12 protein-coding genes are annotated in these 15,484 nt (G+C 70.9%); 1 reads left to right on the top strand and 11 read right to left on the bottom strand.

Annotation, left to right across the window (positions count from 1 at the left end; all coding sequences use genetic code 11):
- Positions 1-88: 88 nt before the first annotated feature.
- The 8 genes from ED208_RS11485 to ED208_RS11520 form a co-directional block, all read right to left on the bottom strand.
- A complete protein-coding gene (locus tag ED208_RS11485; protein ID WP_123212051.1) occupies positions 89-610 on the bottom strand; it encodes a hypothetical protein in 522 nt (173 codons plus the stop codon).
- Positions 600-1,667, bottom strand: a complete 1,068-nt coding sequence (locus ED208_RS11490) for an aminopeptidase (protein WP_123212052.1) — start codon at positions 1,665-1,667, stop codon at positions 600-602. Before ED208_RS11490 ends, ED208_RS11485 begins: the two co-directional genes overlap by 11 nt.
- Positions 1,667-2,074, bottom strand: a complete 408-nt coding sequence (locus ED208_RS11495; RefSeq protein ID WP_123212053.1) for a DUF4124 domain-containing protein — start codon at positions 2,072-2,074, stop codon at positions 1,667-1,669. The genes ED208_RS11490 and ED208_RS11495 overlap by 1 nt, the downstream gene beginning before the upstream one ends.
- Positions 2,059-3,084, bottom strand: coding sequence for an ABC transporter permease (locus ED208_RS11500; protein ID WP_123212054.1), 1,026 nt, complete (start codon positions 3,082-3,084; stop codon positions 2,059-2,061). Before ED208_RS11500 ends, ED208_RS11495 begins: the two co-directional genes overlap by 16 nt.
- Positions 3,081-3,968, bottom strand: coding sequence for an ABC transporter ATP-binding protein (locus ED208_RS11505; RefSeq protein WP_123212055.1), 888 nt, complete (start codon positions 3,966-3,968; stop codon positions 3,081-3,083). The genes ED208_RS11500 and ED208_RS11505 overlap by 4 nt, the downstream gene beginning before the upstream one ends.
- Positions 3,969-4,128: 160 nt before the next feature.
- A complete protein-coding gene (locus ED208_RS11510; RefSeq protein WP_148044745.1) occupies positions 4,129-5,223 on the bottom strand; it encodes a hypothetical protein in 1,095 nt (364 codons plus the stop codon).
- Positions 5,224-5,257: 34 nt separating this feature from the next.
- Positions 5,258-6,421, bottom strand: a complete 1,164-nt coding sequence (locus tag ED208_RS11515; protein WP_123212057.1) for an OmpA family protein — start codon at positions 6,419-6,421, stop codon at positions 5,258-5,260.
- A gap of 118 nt (positions 6,422-6,539) precedes the next feature.
- A complete protein-coding gene (locus tag ED208_RS11520) occupies positions 6,540-7,415 on the bottom strand; it encodes a helix-turn-helix transcriptional regulator (protein WP_123212058.1) in 876 nt (291 codons plus the stop codon).
- Between the two features lie 102 nt (positions 7,416-7,517).
- On the opposite strand from ED208_RS11520, the gene ED208_RS11525 reads away from it, so the two are divergent.
- Positions 7,518-8,099: a uracil-DNA glycosylase family protein gene (locus ED208_RS11525; RefSeq protein ID WP_123212059.1), complete on the top strand. Its 582-nt coding sequence runs from the start codon at positions 7,518-7,520 to the stop codon at positions 8,097-8,099.
- A 144-nt stretch (positions 8,100-8,243) separates the two neighbouring features.
- On the opposite strand, the gene ED208_RS11530 is transcribed toward ED208_RS11525, so the two are convergent.
- Genes ED208_RS11530 through ED208_RS11540 form a run of 3 tightly spaced genes read right to left on the bottom strand, consistent with a single transcriptional unit; the run spans position 8,244 to position 15,482 of the window.
- Positions 8,244-8,720, bottom strand: a complete 477-nt coding sequence (locus ED208_RS11530; RefSeq protein WP_123212060.1) for a chemotaxis protein CheW — start codon at positions 8,718-8,720, stop codon at positions 8,244-8,246.
- Positions 8,717-14,947, bottom strand: coding sequence for an Hpt domain-containing protein (locus tag ED208_RS11535; protein ID WP_123212061.1), 6,231 nt, complete (start codon positions 14,945-14,947; stop codon positions 8,717-8,719). Before ED208_RS11535 ends, ED208_RS11530 begins: the two co-directional genes overlap by 4 nt.
- Positions 14,934-15,482: a chemotaxis protein CheW gene (locus tag ED208_RS11540; RefSeq protein ID WP_123212062.1), complete on the bottom strand. Its 549-nt coding sequence runs from the start codon at positions 15,480-15,482 to the stop codon at positions 14,934-14,936. The genes ED208_RS11535 and ED208_RS11540 overlap by 14 nt, the downstream gene beginning before the upstream one ends.
- Positions 15,483-15,484: the final 2 nt, after the last annotated feature.

Genomic DNA, 15,484 nt, shown 5'->3' on the forward strand with positions numbered 1-15,484 from the left:
GGAGCATGGTCGGGGGAAGCGGCACAGGGCCTCAGCTTAGGGAAGGCCCGCGCATCCTGCCCAGCGGCGCCGGCGCGGCCGGTGGGATTTACTCCGGCTTTACGAAGCGCTCTGCGGATTCCGGCGGCGCCCGCCACTGCGGCGCATAGGGATCGCGGCAGAGCTGATGCAGCTCGGCGAAGGCGTTCTGCAGGGGACGCAGATCGTCCGGATCCATCACCAGCAGGCGGCCGCGCGGCTGCAGGCCGGTGTCACTGCGCTGGCGGTTGGCGACCCGGTACTCGATGCAGGGCCGCTGGCCCCGGCACTGGAACAGCAGCTCGCTGCCCTCGCCGCCCACCGGCTGCGCCTCGGCCAGCGGGATGCTCTGCTGAAACTGGTCGCTCAAATCGGCGCGGCGGCTCACCCGCAGTTCGCAGCCGCTGCGGTCGAATTCATAGCTCCAGGCCAGGTACTGCCCGACCCGCTCCCAGGTGGCGCCCTCCTGCTTGCGCAGGGTTTCCAGGATGAAATTGCGCACCTCGCGGCGCGCCTGGGTGCTCGGATCGCTGCCCCAGGCCAGCAGCAGCGGCAGCGCCGCCAGCAGCAGAAACCTCGCTCTAACCCGCATCGGCGACTCCCGGCGCGGCAGTCAGCGCCGCCAGAGCACGGCCGCGCGCCTCGGCCGGCTGCGCCGCCAGCGCCGCGACGGCGGCATGGAAGCGCGGCCAGTCGCCGCCCTCGCGGGCGAACAAGGCGGCGAAGGCAGCGAGGTGCTGGTTGTAGAGCGCGAACGGCAGCAGCTTGGCGTTGTTCATCGGCGTGGCGAAGAAGCGGTCGTAGCCACCCCAGCCGTTCCAGCCGGCCTTGAGCGCGGCGTAGTCCTGCGCCAGTTGCGCGAAGGCCGCCGCCTTGGCGGCACGACGTGCGTCGTCATCGGCGGCACTGGCATAGCCGGCTTCCAGGCGCTCGCGGGTGGCGCTGAGCAGGGCGACGAACCCGGCCTCGCGTTGCAGGGCCAGCGAGCCCTCGGCGGGCTGCCCGCGCGCGGCGCGCCATTCGCGCAGGCCCTGTTCACCGACGAAGCTGGCGTAGGACTCGTTGAAAGCGGTGTCGCCGGGCAGATAGACCTGCTGGTGCGCCAGCTCGTGGAACAGGGTTTCCAGCAGGCGGTCGTCGTCCCAGCGCAGCATGGTGTTGAGCAGCGGATCGTCGAACCAGCCGAGGGTGGAATAGGCCGGCACGCCGCCGATATGGGTCTCGTAGCCCTGGGCCTGCAAACGCAGCGCTTCGGCACGCGCCTCGGCCTCGCTGTAGTAGCCCCGGTAGGCGACACAGCCGGCAATCGGAAAGCAGTGCTCCAGCGGCTGCAAGGACAGCTCCGGGGCCGCGAACACATTCCACACCACATACGGCCGGCCGAGATCGGCATAGCGGCGGTAGCTGCCATTGGCGGGCAGACCCAGACGCTGGCTGGCGTAGTCGCGCGCTGCCAGCGCCAGGCTCAGGCGGCGGCGCAGCTCGGGGTCACGCTGCGGGTCGGCGAGGATGCGGTCTATCGGCTCGCGGGCATTGAGCACCTGCCACTGACCACGCCCAAGGTGGGCGTAGTAGTTGAGCGTGGAGCAACTGGCCAGGCCGGCGGCGGCGGCCAGCAGCAGCGCCGGCAGGCGCCAGCGCCGGCGCATCAGGAGGCTTCGCAGCCGACCCGGCTGCGCTGGCGCTCGATCTTCACCAGATTGTCCTTGGCGCTCTCGCCCACCGGCGGCGGCGCCTCGCCACGGATCTGCGCCTCGGCGTCGCGCTTCTCGGCATCGAGCAGCTGGCAGATCACACCCTTGTTGCGGCGGATGCCGACCTCGGCCGCCGCTGGCGTGACTGCGGCCTTGGCGCGCGGTTGCGCGGGCGCCGCCGGCTGGCCGGAGACCGATTTGTCGCGGACATGGGCGTCGGCGCGCTGGCCGGCGGCACAGGGGCGGTCCTGGATGCGCCGATGGCCTTCGGCATCGCTGCACAGGTACAGATCGGCGTGGGCCGGCGCGGCGAGCACCAGCCACAGCAGCCCGGCCAGGACGGGCTTCAGTCCTGCGTCCATTTGAACCCCAGGGCCCCGAGCAGGGTGAACAGCAGGGCCATCGCCGACAGCTGCAACAGCGGCTGCTGGACGCTGGGGTCGAGCAGGCCGGCGCCGTCGAGCATGATCGCGCGGGCGGCCTCCAGCATCGGCGTCAGCGGCAGCCATTGCGCCAGCCACTGCACGAAGGCCGGCGCGCCGTCGATGGAGAAGAACACGCCGGAGAGCACCATCATCGGCCAGGACAGCATGTTGAGCAGACCGCCGGCGAATTCCTCCGAGGTGACCCTGGCCGCCACCAGCAGTCCCAGCGCGATCATCGCGTAGGCACCGACCAGGGTGACCAGCAGCAGCGTCCAGGCGCTGCCCTCCAGCCGGAAGTTCAGGAAGGCATTGCAGCCCAGGTAGACCGCCACCGTCACCAGGATCACCAGCAGCAGCCGCGACAGCAGCTGGGCGACGATGAATTCGGCGGCGGTCAGCGGCGTGGCGTTGAGGCGCTTGAGGTAGCCGGATTTGCGGTAGCGGACGATCACGTAGCCGGTGCCGAACAGGCAGGAGAACATCAGGTTCATGCCGAGCACGCCGGGCGCGGCCCAGTCGACGTAGCGGATGCGCGCGCCCTGCACTTCCTGGCGCCGCAAGGGCTCGCCAGCGACGCCGTGCAGCAGCTGCTCCAGCACCGCGCCGTTGTGCGACTCCGGGTTGACCCAGTACTGCTTGCGCACCAGGTCCACCGCCAGGTCGATGCGGTGGCGCTGCACCTTGGCCTGGGCCTTCTCCAGGCTGGCCTCGCGGTAGAAATTCACCGCCGGCGTGCCCAGGAAGGGATGGGTGTCGGCGCTCAGCGGCACGGTTTCCGGCGCCAGCACCGCCACCGTGAACAAGGGCTTGCCCGGGCCGGAGAAGATCACCGCGAAGCCAGCCACCATCAACAGCGGCAGCGCGAAGTTCCAGGCCACGGTGCCACGATCGCGCAGAAACTCCAGGCTGCGCGCCCAGCTCAGGGCCAGGATGTGGGCGAGGTTCATGCCCGCAGCTCCTTGCCGGTCAGCTCCAGGAACAGATCCTCGAGCGTGCGCGGGCGGATGCGCAGCTGCCCGAGCGGGGCGCCGGCCCGGCGCAGCACTTCCAGCGCGCCGGCGATGTCGCGGGTGGACAGCTCGGCCCAGTCGCCGCGCAGCACGAAGGGCAGCTCGCTACCGGCGCGCAGGGCGTCGGCGGCCGGCAGCTCCAGCACCGAGTCGTCGAAGTGCTCGGCGAGCAGGCGCTGCGGACTGCCTCGGGCGATCAGCCGGCCGTGATCCATGATGCCGATGTCGTCGCAGAGCTCGTAGGCCTCTTCCATGTAGTGGGTGGTCAGCACCAGGGTCTTGCCCTCGGCCTTGATGCTGCGCACCAGCTCCCAGAAGTTGCGCCGCGCCTGCGGGTCCAGCCCGGTGGTGGGTTCGTCGAGAAACACCACTTCCGGATCGTTGACCAGGGCAATGGCCAGCAGCACCCGCTGGCGCTGGCCGCCGGAGAGCTTGTGGCTGTCGCGGTCGAGGAACTCCTCCAGCCGGCAGACCGCGATCAGTTCGTCGAGCGGCCGCTTCTTCGGGTACAGGGCCTGGAACAACCGCAGGTTCTCGCGGACGGTGAGAAAGTCCTGCAAGGCGGTGGACTGGAACTGGATGCCGATCTTCTCGCGGTAGCGGGCGGCGCGGCTGCGGATGCTCTCGCCGCGAAACAGCACCTCGCCAGCACTGGGCTGGGCGACGCCTTCGAGCATCTCCACGGTGGTCGACTTGCCGGCGCCATTGGGGCCGAGCAGACCGAAGCAGATGCCCGCCGGCACCTCGAAGGAGACGCCATCGACGGCGCGGACCTTGGGGTACTGCTTGACCAGTGCGCGGGCTTCGAGAAGGGCGGCCATACCAGGGGGAACCAACGGACAGGCGCGCATGATGACACGCGCCAGTCGGCTTTCGTGGCGCCCGGGCGACTCGCCTCCGCGCCCCGCCGGATCAACGGGCAAAAAAATCCCCGCGCGAGCGCGGGGATTTCCGGGTGGCGCCGAACGCCGTGACCCTCGCTCAGGGCGCGGCCACCAGCAGGCCGTCGGTGCACAGCTCGTGCACGTTCATCGCCTTGCCGACGTCGGCGGAGATCAGCGTCGGGCTCAGGCTGACGGTCACCGAGTCGTAGGGCTTGGTGGCCCGCAGACCCAGGAAGCGGGCGGTGTCGGCGATGCTCAGCTGGCCAAGCAGATCCAGGGTGCTGACATCGACATCGACACTTTCCTGCTCGGCCGTCCCGAGGTAGGTGGTCAGCGTCACCGATTGCAGCAGCGACAGCTCGAGCGTGCCGACCGGGAAGGTCAGCCCCACCACCGCGTACTTGCCAGCAGGCACCGCGCTGTTGGGCGCCACCACCAGCTCGACCGAGCTGATCAGGTTGCCCAGCAGACCAACGGTGAGGCTGTAGGTGGCGTAGGTGTCGAGGTTGCCGTCGGCCGCCAGCTCCTTGGCGCTGATGCTGTTCAGCAGCTGGGTCAGGCTGCTTGCACCCAGCAGGTTGAGCAGCGAGGACACCGGACCGCCAACCAGACCGTTGACCGCGACCGAGGTCGTCGGCTGGTTGCCGTAGGCCAGCGCGCTGGCGGTGCAGATGAAGTTGCCGGCGAGCGCGGTCCCACCCTCGGTGACGGTGCTGGGCACGGTGCCGTCGTTGACCAGACCACCTTCGTTGCCGGCGCCGCCGCTGCTGATGCCGCCGGAGCTGCCGCCGCTGGAAGAGCTACCCGAGCCGCTGCCGCTGGACGACGAGGTGCTGCCGGACGAGCTGCCGCTGGAGGAGGAGGTACCGCCGCTGGACGAACCGCTGCCGGAGGAGCCACTGCCCGAAGAGCCGCTGCCGGAGGAACCGCTGCCGGAAGTGCTGCCCCCCGAGGTGCTACCGCTGGAGGAGCCGCTGCCGCTGGAGCTGGTGCCACTGGACGAACTGGTGCCGCCGGAGGAGCTGCTGCCCGAAGAACTGCTGCCACTGCCACTCCCGCTACCACTGCCGCCGCTGGACCCACCACTACCGACATCGCCGCTCTGCGCGTCGCAGCCGCTCAGGGCCAGGGCGCCGCTCATCAGCAGGCTGGCGATCAGGGCACGTGCCTGGGGTTTGGTGTTTCTGGTCATCATTGATCTCTCCTTGAAATGGGTCTGCGCGGTTTCAATCCAGAATGCGCAGTTCGACGCGGCGGTTCAGTTCCCGACCCTCGTAGCTGGCATTGTCCGCCACCGGCTCGAGTTCGCCATAGCCGCGCGAGCTGACCTGGGCTTCCGGGATGCCGGACTCGATCAGGAAGGCGCGTACCGCCGCGGCACGCTCCTCCGACAACTTCTGGTTGTAGGCCTGGCTGCCGGTGCTGTCGGTGTGGCCGGCGATCTCCACCTTCATGTCCGGGTACTTCTTGAGCAGCAGCACGATGTCGCCGAGGATGGTCTTGGCATCCGGCCGCAGGCGGGCCTTCTCCAGCTCGAAGGTCACACCGTGCAGCTTCAGCACCTTGGGCAGCGGGCAGCCATTGCCGTCCACGCGGCTGCCGGCCGGGGTGTCGGGGCACTGGTCCTGGCTATCGACCACACCGTCGCCGTCGGAGTCCAGCAGGCCGGTCTGCACCTCGACGATCTTCACCGCCTCGACCGTCGCCGCTGGCGCGCTGACGCCCTTACTGCCAAAAATCGGCACTTCGATACCCAGACCAAGCCGCGCATCGCCGTAGCCGGCCTGGAAGTTGTCGTAGACGTAGCGCAGTTCGCCACGGACACGGACATCGTTGGTCTTGAACACCGGCCCGGTGACGAAGCCCAGACCGACATTGCCGAACAGGTCGATGCCGTCGTCCAGCGGCGAAACGTCGTTGCGGTTGCCGCCGACGCCGATCAGGACGAAGGGCGTGAACCGGCTGCGGTCACCCCAGGCGTAGACCAGATCGAGGTTGAGCCCGTAGCGATACCAGTCCACCGGGCGCGCGGCGCCGGTTTCCAGCACCTCGGTGAAGCCCTGCGCCTCGACGCCCCACTGGTTGGCCCACTGGTAGCCGTAGTAGAACGCCGCGCCGAAGGAATGGCTGATGTCGGCGCCGTTGTTGTCGCGGCCGCTGTCCGGCTTGCCCAGGGTGCCGAGCACACCGAAGTAGTGGCCGGGATCGGTGGCCGCCTCGGCCGGCGTGGTCTCCACCGTCGCCACCACTTCTTCGGCGACCACCTCGGTGGCTGCGGCGGCAGGCTCGGGAGCCGTGGGCGGGATGGGCACCGGCGCGGCCTCCTGGGCCAGCGCGGCGGGAACGACAGCACACAGGGACAAACCGGCAAACACGGCGAGATGGCGCATCGGCGCTCCTTTTATGAACTGCTCCAAGACAGCGGAACCGCGTCAACGACTAGCGGCATGAACAGCCACCGGGGAACTCCCCGGGACACAGCAAGAGGGTAGCCCTACCGTCCGCCATTCAAGAACCTTGCCGCAGGCCGGACGAGCGGATCGCCTCGACCAGTTCCTCCCGGCGGTAGACGCCGAGCTTGCGGTAAATGCGAGTGGCGTGATTGGCGACCGTCGATACCGCAATCCCGCAGTTGCGGGCGATGCTCTTGAAGGTCTTGCCCTCGCCCAGGCCACGGGCGATCTGCTGCTCGCGGGGCGACAGGATGTCCAGCGCCAGCGGCGGCCGCACGTGCAGCAGGTAGAGGTCGTCGCTCGCCTCCACCCGGATGTGCAGACCATCGCGGACAAACGCACCGCCCTGGTCGAGCATGGCTTGCGGCAGCGCGAAACTGCGCGGGGCGCCGGCGGCGCCGGTGAGTTCCAGGAAGCGTTCACTGGCGGCGTGGACCGTGCCCCGGGCATCGACCAGCGCCGCCGCGCCGCGATTCTGCCGGCCCATCTCGCGCAACCACTCGTCGCGCAGCACGAACAGCCGCATCGCCAGCGCCGCCGCCTCGGCACCGTGCATCACCGCCTGCTGGAGCAGGGCCTGCTCGGGTGGCGGGCGCACCGGCTGCGCCGGCCAGCGCAGCGCCAGCAGGCTCAGCAAGGGGGAGCCGGCATGGGCATGGCGCAGGATGCGCAGCGGCGGTCCAGACGCCTCAGCGCTCAGCGCCTGCCCTTCCTGAAAGTGCAAGGCCTGCAAGCTGCTGCGGCTGAAACCGCTGTCCGGACTCTCGGTGTAGCAGCCACTCAGCCCCGAGGGCCCGCTGGTGAGCCAGGCGCCGCTGCTGGCGCCCAGATGCTCGATGAGCAGCGCCAGCACCCGCTGCCGGGCCGCCTGCCAGCCGGACGCAGCAGCGGCGGCGTAGACGCTTTGGATCAGCGGATCGTTGAACTGCATGAGATGAATCGGTGGCGGCGGCTGTGGTGACGACCAGTCGCACAGTGGCAAATCGCCACGACGAAGGCAATCGGCCGACACCGGTGCAGGCACAATCGCGGCATGCCCAGCCTGGAACAGACCATCGCCGAAGTCCGCGCCTGCCGGCTGTGCGCCGACCGGTTGCCCCTGGGGCCACGCCCGATCCTGCGGGTGGACGCGCGGCTGCGGGTCTTGATCACCGGCCAGGCGCCCGGCACCCGCGTCCACGCCAGCGGCCTGCCCTGGGACGACCCGAGCGGCGACCGCCTGCGGCAATGGATGGCGCTCGACCGCGACGCCTTCTACGACACCCGCCACTACGGGGTGATGGCAATGGGCCTGTGCTACCCCGGCAAGGGTCGTGGCGGCGATCTGCCGCCGCGACCGGAGTGCGCGCCGCTCTGGCACCCGCGGGTGCGGCCGCTGCTACCGGAACTGCGGCTGACCCTGCTGGTCGGCCGCTATGCCCACCTGCACTACCTGGAGGCGCGCGGCGAGCGTCTGGAGCAGACCGTGCGGCGCTGGCGGGACTGCCTGCCGCGCGGATTCTTTCCGCTGCCGCATCCGAGTCCGCGCAATACCCTGTGGCTGCGGCAGAGACCGTGGTTTGAAGCGGAAGTGGTGCCGGCCTTGCGCGAGGCCTTGGCGCAGGCACTGGCCTGAGCAGGCGCTGGCGGGCCGCCCGAGGAGCTTCAGGGCTCGCGGTTGCCGGGTGCCGGCGGTGCTGGCGGCCGCGCCGACGCAAGGCGTCCTGCCGTCGCCGGGGCGATCCATCGAGCGGCCAGGCCACTCCCAGCCCGGCTTGACTCAGCCGGCCTCTGGCGCCCGAACCAGTTCCGCGATCCGGTCCAGGTCGGGAATCAGCGCTTCGGAATTGCCGATCCGCACCCGTGCCAGCACGTATTCCGGGCGGTCGGACTCGCGCAGCGGCAGGGGCGCCAGCGCCGCGCGGCTGAGCGTCACCAGGTGCGGGTAGCCCTGGCAGAGCAGCGCGAACGGCCGGTCCTCGGGACGCTCGCCCAGCGCGTGCAGCACCACCAGCCGCGAACGCCGGTTGAGCGGCGCAGCCAGACCGCCGTTGAGCACTTCGAAATTCACCGCCGGCAGGCGCTGGTTGGCCCAGCTCAGATGGCCGGCCAGCCAGCGCGATCCCTCCTCGACCGGCCGCAGGGCGTCCTGCGCCAGGGCCTCGGCGATCAGCGCATTGGGCAGCACCAGGGTGTCGTCGCGCAGCGACAGCAGCACGCAGTAGAGCTGGTCGGGGACGTGCAGGGCCTCGCTCATACCCGCTGCTCCGCCAGCACGCTGCGAACCTCGGTCATCAGCTGGTCTTCCTGGTAGGGCTTGATCAGGTAGCGGTTGACGCCGAGGCTGGCGGCGCGGGCGCGGTGCTTCTCGCCGGAGCGCGAGGTGATCATCAGGATCGGCACGCCGGCGATGCGCTCGCTGTTGCGCACGAAGCCGGCCACCTCGAAGCCGTCGGCGCGCGGCATCTCGATGTCGAGCAGGATCGCCGACGGGGTTTCGGTCTGCAGCAGGGCGATGGCGTCGAGGCCGTCCTTGGCGGTCAGCACCCGGAAGCCGTGACGCAACAGCAGGCGCTCGGCGACGCGGCGCATGGTGATGGAGTCATCGACCACCAGGATCAGCTCGCCCTCGCGATCCACCTCGTCGAGTTCGGCATTGGCGGCGGCGCGGGCAGCGGCCTCGGCGATCAGCTTGCGGCGCGCGCGATCGACGATCAGCGCCGCCGGGTCGAGGATCAGCACCACCTGGCCGTTGGGCAGGATGGTGGCGCCGGCGACGCCGGAGATCGACGACAGCTGCGGCCCCACCGCCTTCGACACCACTTCGCGGTTGCCAAGCAGGCCGTCGACGATCAGCGCGGCGCGGCGCTCGCCGCCGCCGAGACCCTCACCCAGGCGCACCAGCACCGCCGGCACCGTGCGCGCCTCGGGCGGCGGCGCGGTCACCGGCAGGTCGATGAGGTCGGCGAGATGCCGGACCCGGTAGTCGTGGCCGCCGTAGGAGAACGACAGCGCGCCCTCGACGCTGGCCTGCGCCAGCAGGCTCACCGGAATGCGGGCGATGCCGTCGATGGCGGTGAGCGGCAGCGCGTAGCTCTCGTGCCCCACCGCCACCATCAGCGCCTGCGACAGCGCCAGACTCAGCGGCAGGCGGATGATGAAGCGGGTGCCCCTGCCGGGCACCGAGCGCAGCTCCAGCGCGCCGCCCAGCTGCTTGACCTCGCTGGCCACCACGTCGGTGCCGACGCCACGGCCGGCGTTCTGGGTGAGATTGCCGGCGGTGGAGAAGCCGGACTCGAAGATGAACTGGGCCACGTCCTCGTCGGCGAGCTTGGCGTCGGCCGGCATCAGACCCTTCTCGATGGCCTTGCGGCGGATCGCCGCGAAGTCCAGGCCGCGACCGTCGTCGGCGATCTCCATCGCCAGCTGGGTGCCCTCGCGCTTGAGCGAGACCATCACCGTGCCGACCGGCGACTTCTCCGCCAGCGCGCGCTGCTCGGGCGTTTCCAGGCCGTGTACCACGGCGTTGCGCAGCAGATGCTCCAGCGGCGCGGTCATGCGCTCCAGCACGTTGCGGTCCAGCTCGCTCTCGACGCCGCTGAACACCACTTCCGCGTACTTGCCCTCCTCTTGCGCGGTCTGGCGCACCACGCGCTGCAAGCGCGCCACCTGCCGAGAGAACGGCACCATGAGGGTGGCCATCAGGCCCTGCTGCACCGCCGCGCCGACCCGCGCCTGCTGCTGCAGCAGCCCCTGCGCTTCGTCGACCGCCTGCTCCATCGAGGTTTTCACCGAGGCAAAGTCGTTGACCGACTCGGCGAGCGCGCGCGACAGCTCCTGCATGCGCGAGTAGCGGTCCATTTCCAGCGGATCGAAGTCCTGCGCGTAGCGGTCCGGGCCCTGGGCGCCCAGACCACGGGCGGCGATCTGCGCCTCGGTCTCGACATCGAGCAGGCGCAGCTGCTCGCGCAGGCGCAGCACGGTCTGGGTCATTTCGTTGAGCTGGGCTTGCAGGGCGGCGTTCTGCTGTTCCAGACGCGAGCGGAAGATCGAGATCTCGCCGGCCTCGTTGAGCATGCTGTCCAGCGCTTCCACCGGCACCCGCGCCAGCTCGCGGCGGCCACTCAGGGCATTGCCCTCCTCCTGCGGTCGCCAGTACAGCTCCGGCCGCCAGCCCGGCGGCGCGCCGGAGAGCGGCAGCGGAGCGACCACGGGCGCCGGTTCGGTGATCGTCGCCGGCGCCTCCATCTCGACCGGGAAATCGACCTCCGCCGGCGCTTCCGATTCGCGCACGGTGACGCTGTAGTGGCCGCGCGCCAGGGCATCGTGCAGATGCTCCATGGTCTCCAGCTGTTCGCGCAGGGACTGCTGCTCGGCGCTGCTCGGCGGCGTGCCGCGCAGGGCCAGCACGCCGATCTCGGTTTCCAGGTTGTGGGCGAGATCGCCCATGTGGCTGAAGCCGGTCATGCGCGCGCCGCCCTTGAGGGTGTGCAGCGCACGTTGCAGCTCGCGCACCGCCTCCTCGTCGCGGTAGTCGCGGCTCCAGGAATTCAGGCCGGAGTCGATTGCCTCCAGCATTTCGGTGGCTTCGGCGACGAAGATGTTGGCCAGCTCGGGGTCGATCTCGCCCTCGCTGACCACCACCGTCTTCTTCTCGCGGCGCGCCACCGGCGCGCCCAGGAACTCGCCGTCGGGTTCGGCATTGAGCGCCGGATGTTCGTTGAGATCGGGGAGCGCGCTGCGCGCCTCCAGCTCGGGCAATTGCTCGAACACCCCGGCCTGCTCGGACTCCAGCGGCTCGGGCGCGGGGGCGGCAGGCCAGTCCCAGGCTCCGGGAGACGGCAGCTCGCCGGCCGGCACCGAGGCCAGGGTCGCGGCCGGATCGAAGCCGGTGGAGAGCTGCGGCGGCGGTGTGGAAAGCGTCTGGTACAGCACCGGCGGCAGCTCGGCCACGGCTTCGGCGGCGGGCGCCTCGACCAGGGCCTGCACCGGCACCTCCGCCACCGCCTGCTCCATCGCCGGCACCGCCGCCAGCAGCGCGGCGTGGGTGAGCGCGCCATCCTGGCGGCCGGTGGCGACCTGGCTGAGCCGGCTCTCCAGCTGCTGGGCGACATCGCCCAGTGACAGCAGACCGGCCATGCGCGCGCTGCCCTTGAGGGTGTGCAGGGCGCGCAGCAGACCTTCCGGCGGGTTCTGCAAACCGGCCAGGCGCCAGTCGGCGAGGCCTTCGCGCAGCTCCTCGAACAGCTCGGCGGCCTCGCTCTGGAAGATCTCCGCCAGCTCCGGGTCCAGCGGCTGCGCCGGCGGCTCGATGACCGGCGCCGGCTCGCTCGGTGTCGCCGGCTCGATTTCCGGCTCGGTCCAACCGGCATCCTCGGAATTGGCTCCGGCCGCCGACGACGCCGCCTCGGCGCTGCTGAACGCCAGCACCTGGATCAGCTCACCCTCGGGCGTCGCGCCGAGCGTGATCTCCCCGGCCGGCGGCAAGGGCTCGGCACGCGCCGGCAGCCGGCTCAGGCGCTCGGCCAGGGCGCGACCGTTGTCGCGCAGGCTGCCTTCGCGGAAGCGGTCCAGGTACTGGTAGAACTGTTCCAGCGCCTCGGCCAGGGTCTGGAAGAATTGCGCCTCCGGCGCCAGGCCGTCGTGGCGCGCCAGACGCTCGGCCAGGGCACCAGCGGCGACGGTCAGCGCGCCGCAGCCGGCCTCGCGCGCCAGGCCTTGCAGCGCGGCAGCGGCGCTGGCCATGTGGTCGGCATGCCGGCCATCACCGGCGGCGCCGGCCCAGGCGATCAGCTGTTGCTCCAGGCCCTGCAATTGGTCGAAGGCGGCGTTGGCGAAGGCCTCGCGCCGCTGACTGCCGCCGCCCTCGCCCGGCGGCGGCAGGAAGCCGCGCGCCGCCTCGATCCGCGCCAGCCAGTCGTCGGCCGGCGGCAGCTCGGCGGTGCCGGCCCGCGCCACCCACTCGCGCAGCACCGGCAGGGCCTCCTGCAACAGCGCCCGCAATTCCGGCGGGATCGGCAGCTCCGACTCGCGCAGGCCCTCCAGCAGGGCCTCGAAGGCGGCGGCCAGTTCGCTCAGCGGGCTGGCGTTGACCACCGCCGCGCTGCCCTTGAGGGTATGCAGGGCGCGCACCGCTTCCGGATCGACGTCCAGCACCGCCTCGGTGTCCAGCCACTGGCTCAGGTAGGCGAGACGATCCTGGGCGTCCTCGCGGAACACGCTCAGCACCTCGTCCTCGATCATCTGCGGCGCCCGGCCGCTGGCCAGGAACTGCGCGTGGGCGATCAGCGCCTGGGCCTCCGGCTGGCTGGCCAGCTCGGCACCCTGACGGAAACGGCCAAGCAGTGTCGGCAACAGCTGCACCGCCCGCTCGACGGCCTCGACCACCGCCTGGTTGGTCGGCAGGGCGCCTTCCAGGCAGCGGTTCAGCAATTGCTCCAGGGCCCAGCCCAGTTCGCCGATCTGGTCGGCGCCGACCATGCGGCCGCTGCCCTTGAGGGTGTGGAAGGCCCGGCGGATGTCGGCCAGGCCATCGCGGTTCTGCGGCGCACGCCGGAACGCCGGCAGGGCGCGCAGCAGGAACTCGTGCACCTCCTCGGCTTCTTCCAGGAAGATGGCGCGGATTTCCGGATCTTCCTCAGCGGCGGAAAGGCTCGCGACCAGCGGCGCCGGCGGCTCGACGGCCTGCGGGCTGGTCAGCTCGGCCTCGGTCTGCGTCACCAGCGCTAGCAGCTCGGCCTCGGCGCGGTCGGTGGACTCCGGGGCCTCCTCCTGGGCGTCGAAGCGGAGGCGCTCGATGGCCAGGCCCAGCTCGTCGAGCAGGCGCTCGGTGCTGGGCAGGGAGTCGCGCAAGGCCTCGATGTAGATTTCCAGCCCGGTGATCGCCTCGGCGAAGCGCGCGGCCTCCTCGGGATCGCTGCGCAGCTTGGGGAAGGCGGCCACCCGCAGCCACTGCTCCAGACGCGCGGCGAGAATGCCGGCACGCTCGCGGTCGAGCATCACCAGGCCGGCGGCGACCTCGTTGAGCAGCTGCGCCGGTTCCTCGCTGGCGGGCTGGCTGCCGTCCTTCACATAGCCGTCGAGCAGGGCTTTGAGCCGGGCGAGGTCGACCAGCATCTCGCGCAGCAGCGCGGCGATGCCTTCGTGCAGATCGCGGGAATGCGGAACCTCGATTTCGAGTTCCGGCGTCGCCGTGCCGTCCGGGCGCAGCTGCCGCAGCGGCCGCAGAAGGGCGTTCTCGATGCTGTGCTCGACCGTCAGCAGCGCGGTGGCAAGCCGGATCCAGCGGCCCTCGCTGTCGGCGCTGGCGGTGAGTTCGTCGAGGCCGGCGGCCTGGTTGACCAGCACCTGCTCCAGCTGGCTGAGGCCGAGCAGGGCCAGGGTGCGCGACACCCGCAGGGTGCGCTCGCGGGTGCCGGCGAAGGTGTCGGGCTGTAGCTGGCTGGCGCGGCGGGCGAGGTCGATCTCGTCCTTGATCTGGGCCAGGTCGCGGCGGACTTCCTCGGTGACCTTTTCCAGCAGGCGGGTGTTGGGGCCACGCAGACGCCGACGGGCCTCGGACAGCTGCGGCTCGGCGGGCACACTGCCGATCAGCGGCAGCGCCTCAAATAGCGGCTGCCAGCGCGGACCGCTGTAGTCGAGCGCGGCGGCATGGCCGATCAGCCGCCAGACGGTCTCGCCGGACTGGCGCGCCGCCACGGTCTCACCCTGCTCGGCCAGCAGCTTGAGCTGCTGGCCCATGCGCCCGAACCAGCGCTTCAGCTCCAGGGAGTCGGCCATCGGCTTGGCGCGCAGGGAGTCGGTGGCGGCGGCGCAGGCGCTCCACAGCAGATACACCGCCGGCTCCACCGCCTGCGCCGCGACCTGCTCGCAGACCCGGCACAGCCGCGCCAGGGCGGCGTCGCTGTCCTGGCCCTTGAGCCATTGCAGCAGCAGGGTCTGGAACGGCTGCAACAGCTTGCGGGCGACGATGGCGGCGTTGCCGGGCGTGCGCGGCGGCTGCTCCGGCACCGGCAGCTCCGGCGCCAGTTCCAGCATCTGGGCGACGAACAGATCGGCCTCGGTCAGCGCCGGGCGGCCGCGCGCCAGCCGCAGCTCGGCGATCACCGGCTGCAGCACGGCGGCGCGGTCGGGCTGGCCGAGCAGCAGGCCATCGAGGTAATCGGACAGCTGCAGGGTGGCGCCGCTGACCGCCGCCAGGGTTTCGTCCGGCCGCGCGGCGCGGTCGTGCAGAACGTCCTCGGTGGCCTCCCGCAGCTCGCCGGCGAGCTGGGCGGCGCCCAGACTGCGCACCATCGCCAGGGCACCGTGCACCTGCACCAGCAGGGCCAGGGCGTCGAGCAGGGCATCGCCTTCCTGCGGCGCTTCCTGGTGCTGGTCGAGCAGCAGACGCACCCGGTGCAGGGCGGCGTCGATCTCGGCGCGCATCCACTTCAGGCCGTTGGCCATCAGGAACGGCGGTCGGCTCAGCTCACCAGCCGGCATGGGCAAACTCCGCGCTGGCGACCAGCTTGTTGAAGCTGAGCGCCAGCCAGGGCTGCGCGTCGCGTTCGAAGGCGCCGAGCAGATACGGCGCGAATGCCGGGGCGCCGGCGATCAGCTCGTGGCGCTGGTCGGCAAGCGCGAACTGCCGGTGACCGGCCACCTCGTCCACCAGAAAGCCCACAGGCACCCGCAAGGAGTTGAACACCAGTACCCGGCTGCCGGGCGACTCGGCCCGGCGCGGCAGGCCCAGAAACTGCGCCACGTCGGCCACCGCCAGAATGCCGCCCCGGACGTTGGCCACGCCCAGCAGCCAGGGCTTGGCGCCCGGCGTGCGGGTGAGCGAGGGCAGCGTGATGATTTCGCGAACGTCGTCGCGCGGGGCCACGCACCAGCGGTCGCGCACCCGGAAGCCGAGGCCGAGCCAGAACTCCGAACGCCGCTGGGCGACGTCCGGCCGCGCCGAGCGGACCCGGGCCTCCAGGGCCGCCAGCAGCTCGTAGGGCGTACCGCGCAGGGCTTGCAGCTCGACCGTCATGC

It is taken from the genome of Stagnimonas aquatica (genome assembly GCF_003730135.1).
Taxonomy (GTDB): Bacteria; Pseudomonadota; Gammaproteobacteria; order Nevskiales; family Nevskiaceae; genus Stagnimonas; species Stagnimonas aquatica.